Consider the following 6743-nt stretch of genomic DNA (forward strand, 5'->3'; position numbering starts at 1 on the left):
CGATCTGAGCCTGGATTTGGGACCGGTTTTGGTGCGTTAAGCTTCATTTGCGGGCAATGACTGTGATCGTCCATTGCCTTGCCAGTCGTGAAGCTGGTTGCCCAGCAGGTAATCGCTGGCGACGTCCACTGGCCCGAACTGCCCATCAAGCCTGAACGGGCGTTGGTGCTGGCCCTCGGTTTTGCTGTCGATCATCGGAGTGTCTATGCCAAGTGAACCGGCGGCCTCACGGAACACGTCGGGGAGAATGATTTGACGCAACGAGGCGATATCGATGCGGTCCAGTTGTCCATGCGCGATGAGCCGCGTTGCCAGCCAGTGTGCCTGAGACAGCCAGGGAAAATTGGCGGAATGACGGAAAAAGTGCTGGTGAAGCCCGGGGTGAAAGGGGCTTTGGCCATCGGAGTGCAAAGGAAATTGCTCACCGATGTTGCGATCAAAATACTCGCCAAGGTAATTCGGCCTGGCCAGAATGCGGGCCAGCATGGGGTGGTTGTTGGCGCTGTCGAGCCAGCGGCAGGCACCCAGTAGCGCGCGAATCAGATGACGGTGCATTGCCTGATGCTGATTGGCCCAGTCAGTGCGAACCCCGATGACTTTTTCCGGCGCGTTCTGCCAGATCTGGTGACCTGAATGGAGAATGTACCCGAGTTTGCGACGTTCCAGCACGCTGTTCCAAGGCTCACCAACACAGCACCCCTCGACGGCTCCGCTTTGCAGGGCATCCATCATCTGAACCGGGGACACGGGAATGATCTGAAAGTCCTGGCCATTGACTGCCCCGGCGGCATCCAGCCAGTCCCGCAGCTGCAGATCGTGGCTGGACCAGGGCGCTACAGCGGCAAGGCGCACGGGCTGCTGACGCTTGCGGGCATAACTGACCAGTGCGCGGGCCGTTTCGATGGGCTTCAGCTGATTGGCAGCGGACTGGAGAATCTCGTTGAACAGCTGGTTGCCAAGGGTGATGCCATTGCCGTTGCGGCTCAGCACCATGGCGGTTGTCACGGGAACCGGGGGTCGGTCACTGGCCAGGGACATGCTGATCGGCATCGGCGCAAGCATTTGCCCCCCTTCGAGCAGGCCGAAGCTGACCTTGTCCCGCAGCGAGGCCCAGGAACTCTCTCGCACCAGCTCCACTTGCAGGCCCTCGGTCTCGAACAGGCCCAATTCCTGGGCCATGATCAGCGGGGCGCTGTCGAGCAGCGGTACAAAGCCCAGCCTCAGATGAAAACCTGTGCGAGGGCGTATTGATGTAGGGTTGGCCATGGGTCGGCTTATCCTCAGGACGCCTGCCTGACGGCGACGTTATCGGCGGGTTTGCCAAGCAGCGTGATGATCCGTCGGGCCATGTCTGGCAGCCTTTCGCTGTGATCCATTGCGGCGGATCGCAACATCTGGAAGGCCGCATCTTCGTCACAGCCTTCCTGCTTCATGATGAGCCCTTTGGCCTTCTCGATGATCTTGCGATCATCCAGTTGGCTCCGGGTCTGGGCGAGTTCCGTGCGCAGAGCCTGGAAGGATTCGAACTGGGCAATCGCGGAATCAATAATTGAGCGCGCACTCTGGGGCTTGATGCCGTCGACCACGTAGGCGCTGACGCCGGCACGCACGGCTGCCTGGATCGTGGCACGGTCACCGGGCTCGTCGGCGAAGAAAATAATGGGTCTGGGGGCGTGAGCATTCAGGGTGCTCATGTTTTCAAGCGTGTCCCGGTCCGGCGACTCCATATCGATGATCACCATGTCTGGCTGGTCACGGGCTACGGCGGCGGTCAGACCGGTGGCGTCGGGGCGCTGACGGATCACGTCGTGGCCATTGTGGGTCAGAGCTGCACAGACCTGGCTGGCACGTTCCGGGTTGTTGTCGATCAGGAGTATTCGTAGCGACTCTGATGATGACATGCGATTTCCTCACCTTCTCATTGCGTATGGAAGAAAATAAGCAATTTTTCTGCCATAGACAGCGAACGCGCTGAACGCAGAGTCTTGCAGCGTGTTTGGCGGCTGCAGAATGTCGGTTGGGAGCGCATGCGTGCGTCGCATCTGTGCACGGAGTTGGGGTTATGCCCCAGAATGTTGCTGATTCGCGAGGAGGCGGGCCCGGCCAACGTCACCCTGGGCGGGCACTGACGGGTTATAGGCGACCCTGGCCCCTGATTTGCTTAACGGGTGAATAGACAATCAAGAATACGTGCAGCACAACATCCTGATAACAGGCAATGAAGCCCGGCATGACCTGGTCGCGAGAGCGCCTGGGTTATGCCGGGCTTTTTTGTTGACCGATAGGTGGGAAGCCCATGCCGATGCCGTCCGATGCGCCAGCAAAGCCGATTAACACCACATGCCCCTACTGCGGTGTTGGTTGCGGAGTTGTGGCTTCTGCCGCTGAACCGTCTGCGGTTACAGGCGACACCAGCCACCCTGCCAACGGTGGCCGTTTGTGTGTAAAAGGTGCGAGCCTGGGCGAGACGCTGGGGGACCATGGGCGGCTGCTGTCACCCAGAGTGGGCGGTGCCGCCGTGGCCTGGCCGCAGGCGATTGATGCGGTGGCGCGGGCAATTCGCGGGGCGGTAGAGCAGCACGGGCCGTCGTCGGTGGCGTTTTACCTGTCGGGCCAGTTGCTGACGGAAGATTATTACGTTGCCAACAAGCTGGCCAAGGGATTCATCGGTACCCCGAATGTGGATACCAACTCCCGCTTATGTATGTCCTCTGCGGTGGCCGCTCACAAGCGCGCGTTCGGGGGGGATCTGGTTCCCGCCTGTTATGAGGACCTGGAGCTGGCGGACCTGCTGGTGCTGACTGGCAGCAATATCGCCTGGGCTCATCCGGTGTTGTATCAGCGCATCAAGGCGTCCGCCCGACCAGGGCGGAAAATCGTGGTTATTGATCCCCGCCAGACCGCCACCACAGAGCTGGCCGACCTTCACCTGGCGGTGAGGCCGGGCACTGACACCATTCTGTTCAACGGGCTGCTGGTGTGGCTGGCGTCGGTCGGGGCAATGGACGACGCGTATCTGGCGGACCATTGTGCCGGTTTTGACGAGGCTCTTTCAGCCGCTAGTGAGGCTGCGCCTTCTATTGAGGCCGTGGCAGAGGCTTGTGACCTGACGGTTGCGGACGTAGAAACCTTTTATCGCTGGTTTGCATCGGAACACCGCACCGTGACGGCCTTCTCCCAGGGCGTTAACCAGTCTGTGGCGGGCACCGACAAATGCAACGCTATCATCAATTGCCATCTGGCGACCGGGCGGGTCGGCAAACCCGGTGCCAGCCCGTTCTCACTGACCGGTCAGCCCAACGCCATGGGCGGCCGTGAAGTGGGTGGCCTGGCCAACACCCTGGCCGCCCACATGGACTACGACACACCAGGGGCCAAAGCACGCGTCGCCCGGTTCTGGCAGTGTGAACAGGTGGCCGACGGCCCGGGGCTCAAAGCCGTGGATCTGTTTGACGCCGTGGAGCGGGGCGAAATCAAGGTGCTGTGGGTGATGGCCACCAATCCGGCGGTCAGTCTGCCCGAGTCAACGCGGGTTCGGGAGGCACTCAAACGTTGCCCCACAGTGATCGTGTCGGACTGCGTGAGTCACACGGATACGCTGGAATACGCCGATATCGCGTTGCCGGCGGCCGGTTGGGGCGAGAAGGATGGCACCGTTACCAACTCCGAGCGCTGCATCTCCCGGCAGCGCCGGTTTCTGCCTCCGGCGGGCGAGGCCAAACCGGACTGGTGGATTGTCTCTGCCGTGGCCAAACGGCTGGGCCATGGCGACCAGTTTGCTTATCAGGGCCCGGCGGATATCTTTCGCGAGCACGCGCACCTGTCGGGGTTCGAGAATCCGGGTAACCGGGTGTTCGATATCTCCGCCCTTGCCGATCTGACGGACGACGCCTACGAAGCCCTGGCACCGACACAATGGCCCCTGCCAAAGTACGGGCCGGGCTCCCAAAAACGACTGTTTGGCGACGGTCGATTCGCCACGGCGGATGGCCGTGCCAGGTTTGTGCCGGTGCACACCCACCTGGCGCAGCAGCAACCGTGCGACCGGTACCCGATGATTGTGAACACCGGGCGGGTTCGCGACCAGTGGCACACCATGACGCGCACGGCGCGCGCGCCGAAGCTGCTCGCTCATCGGCCTGAACCCTATATCGACATACACCCGGACGATGCCCGTGAACACGCGCTGGAAGCCGGTTCACTCGGGGTTCTTGAAAGCGAGTACGGGCAGTTCGTAGGGCGGGTTCGAATCGATCAGGGGCAGCGACGCGGCGAAGTCTTTGTGCCCATTCACTGGAATCGTCAATTCACCGGAGAGGGGGTGGCCACCGCTCTGCTGAAAAGCGTGGTGGACCCACACTCGGGACAGCCGGAGGCCAAACACGGGCGTGCCCGACTCCGCCCGTGGCGGGCATGCTGGCACGCCCGGCTGCTGAGGCGGGAAGACCGGCCAGTGCTCCGGGCGGCGGATTACTGGACCCGGCAACCCTTGACGGACTGCACCAGTTGGTGGCTGGCGGGCCAGACACAGGTGGAGTGGCCAGAGGAAATCTGTGACTGGCTCGGCGGTTTACCGCAACTGGTGATGCAGGACAGCCGGCAGGGCCGCTTCCGTGCCGCGAGGCTGATCGACGGAAGGCTGGACGCCGTCTTGCTGGTGGAGCGCGATGCGGATCTTCTGCCGCCGGTCGACTGGCTGGCGGAGTGCTTTAGCCGTGCACAGGTGGATGAGATGACCCGGCGTCAGCTGCTGGCGGCCCGCGCGGCCGATACCGAGGACGTGGGGAGTCTGGTGTGTAGCTGTTACCAGATCGGTGAAAAGCAGATTCTACGGGCCATGGCGGAAGGTGCTGACAGCGTGGAGCAACTCGGCGAAGTGCTGAAATGCGGCACTGGCTGTGGCTCCTGTCTGCCGGAACTGAGTAGCCTGGTGGTTGACCACCAGGAAGCCAGCCAGTCTACGGTTTGCTGAGCAGGGAAACCGGCACCCGGTAGCGCAACCCTCGGGATGCTCCGGTACCGTCCACGGTACAGGTCTTGCGATTCACTCTGACGATCTTACCGCTGTGTGTGCGACGTGCACCGCCAAACAGCACGGGATCGCCCACTTGCCAGTCCGCGGCCAGTTGCTGGAGGTGAACGGGCTCGAATCTTTCTTCGGGCAACTCAACGTCATTCTGTCGCGCCCTGATTTGCAGGGCTTCTCTTACAGCGACAGCCCCGCCACTGGTGTGGATCTGATCGAGAATCTCGTAAAAATGCCGGTTGTGCACCGAACCGTGGAAGCGTTTTCCGGCACTGTGTTGCAGCAAATGGGCAAATTCGTGGCAGCAAGTGTGAGCCAGCAGATTTAGCGTGGACAGTTCGGTGTCGAAATAACCTCGCTGGCGGATCTCCCGGGCAGAAAGCCAGCCTTCGGCAGAATCAGCCTGGTGTTTGGCTTCGATCATGCGAACACCGTAGGTGATCTGATGCTGCTTTCTGCGAAGGTCATAGCGATGATAAGTGGCCTGGCCGGAACCGACGCGGCAATGGAGTGCGCTGCCTGGAGTGCGCTTCCCGATCCAGTCGGCCGCTGGGTTCCAGAGGATCTCCTCGGTAACCCGGCACATCAGTCTGCCAAGGGCAGCGGCGGTTTCGGCGGAGCTGTTCATCGCGGGTGAGCCTGAATGTGTCAGTTTTTGAATTCAATCTTTAAGCTTGGGTCGGTTTCAAACTCATCAATCACTTCATTATACCGTGTCACAAGATCACCCACGGCAATGCGGCGTCCGTCAGCCGCAAACCTGCCCAATTCATAGAGATTCAGCGCGACAAACTGTTCTACTTCAAATACGTCTATGCGATCACCGAGGCCGGCATTTTCTGACAGAACTTCAGCAGCGGCCAGGCCGCGCTGGGTCGTCACAATAATCGGGCGGTAACCATCATCGATGTTATCCCGACAGCGAGCTATGACGGCTTCGCCTGGGGCGGTGGTCACATGAACGGCGACATCCCCAATCAGGAAATCGCCGGCGCGGCCGGACTGTGCGTCGGAAGTGGAAAAACTATTGTGCGAAAACATGCCGCGGCCCAAGGCACAATCGAGCTTGGCACCCACGAAGTGCTGCAACACCGCCCCTGCATACTGCATCCCGGGTGAGTTCTTCTGTCGCTCTTCGGCTTGGCTAAGCACATCTCTGATCAGAGTACGGAGACTTCGTGATGAGTCCAGCCGGATTTTGAAGGGCTTGCCGGCGAAAAAATCCTGAACCCTTTCTATCCAGAATGCTTCGACTGCTTCCAGGTCGACGCTGCCTTTATCGGCAAGAGCATTCAGAAACGCCACATACTCGCGCATATTGCCAATACTACCGCGACTGGTGCGACCACCTTCGGCTGCCAGTACTCGATCAATGCCGTGACGAGTGAGAATTTTCTGAACGGATGACTTGCCTAGCCCGAGTACCTGGCCACCTTTATCCGTAAGCAAGACATCCGGGTTCAAAGGCAAGCCCTTTGTGCGAGCATGCTGAGTCACTACCAGGGCGACGCATAACGGACCTTTTTGCCCAAATCTGTTTTTCTTGTTGAAGCCTTTCAGTGATATTTGCAAATCGGTCATCAAGCGGCTCTCTCACTGCCTGCGCCTACACCGTCCAGAACAGGCTCAAGAATTTGCTCAGCAAGAAATCTTACAACGGGTACGGCAACGCCATCGCCCGCCAGGCGATAGGCATCGTTGTATTTCTCAGGCAGCT

At 60.3% G+C, this 6743-nt stretch carries 5 protein-coding genes and 1 pseudogene; 1 reads left to right on the forward strand and 5 read right to left on the reverse strand.

Translation table 11 applies throughout. The features are described from left to right. Positions 1-36: 36 nt before the first annotated feature. Both WD429_RS07770 and WD429_RS07775 read right to left on the reverse strand, forming a co-directional pair. The gene (locus WD429_RS07770) at positions 37-1266 is read right to left on the reverse strand and encodes a CmpA/NrtA family ABC transporter substrate-binding protein (RefSeq protein ID WP_368421608.1); all 1230 of its coding nucleotides are present in this window, start codon (positions 1264-1266) and stop codon (positions 37-39) included. 14 nt (positions 1267-1280) lie between these two features. Beyond that, positions 1281-1901 carry an ANTAR domain-containing response regulator gene (locus tag WD429_RS07775; protein ID WP_368421609.1) on the reverse strand — a complete coding sequence of 207 codons (621 nt, stop codon included), beginning with the start codon at positions 1899-1901 and terminating at the stop codon, positions 1281-1283. A gap of 395 nt (positions 1902-2296) precedes the next feature. On the opposite strand from WD429_RS07775, the gene WD429_RS07780 reads away from it, so the two are divergent. After that, complete coding sequence (locus WD429_RS07780; protein ID WP_368421610.1) at positions 2297-4972, forward strand: molybdopterin-dependent oxidoreductase; 2676 nt, start codon at positions 2297-2299, stop codon at positions 4970-4972. Here WD429_RS07780 and WD429_RS07785 read toward each other — a convergent pair. The 3 genes and pseudogenes from WD429_RS07785 to WD429_RS07795 all read right to left on the reverse strand — a co-directional run. After that, positions 4959-5654: a hypothetical protein gene (locus WD429_RS07785; protein ID WP_368421611.1), complete on the reverse strand. Its 696-nt coding sequence runs from the start codon at positions 5652-5654 to the stop codon at positions 4959-4961. The two genes, WD429_RS07780 and WD429_RS07785, sit on opposite strands and share 14 nt — an antisense overlap. A 20-nt stretch (positions 5655-5674) precedes the next feature. Then, a complete protein-coding gene (locus tag WD429_RS07790; RefSeq protein WP_368421612.1) occupies positions 5675-6607 on the reverse strand; it encodes a DUF4928 family protein in 933 nt (310 codons plus the stop codon). Further along, positions 6607-6743 (reverse strand): annotated as a pseudogene (locus WD429_RS07795) (DNA (cytosine-5-)-methyltransferase); the annotation flags it as partial. The pseudogene WD429_RS07795 and the gene WD429_RS07790, both read right to left, overlap by 1 nt.

The sequence above is a fragment of the Marinobacter sp. genome (assembly GCF_040904845.1).
Lineage (GTDB): Bacteria > Pseudomonadota > Gammaproteobacteria > Pseudomonadales > Oleiphilaceae > Marinobacter.

Excerpts from the sequence above, each read along its gene's own strand:
- WD429_RS07780 (WP_368421610.1), top strand. The coding sequence starts at position 2,297 with ATGCCGATGCCGTCCGATGCGCCAGCAAAGCCGATTAACACCACATGC.
- WD429_RS07790 (WP_368421612.1), bottom strand. The coding sequence starts at position 6,607 with ATGACCGATTTGCAAATATCACTGAAAGGCTTCAACAAGAAAAACAGA.
- WD429_RS07770 (WP_368421608.1), bottom strand. The coding sequence starts at position 1,266 with ATGGCCAACCCTACATCAATACGCCCTCGCACAGGTTTTCATCTGAGG.
- WD429_RS07785 (WP_368421611.1), bottom strand. The coding sequence starts at position 5,654 with ATGAACAGCTCCGCCGAAACCGCCGCTGCCCTTGGCAGACTGATGTGC.
- WD429_RS07775 (WP_368421609.1), bottom strand. The coding sequence starts at position 1,901 with ATGTCATCATCAGAGTCGCTACGAATACTCCTGATCGACAACAACCCG.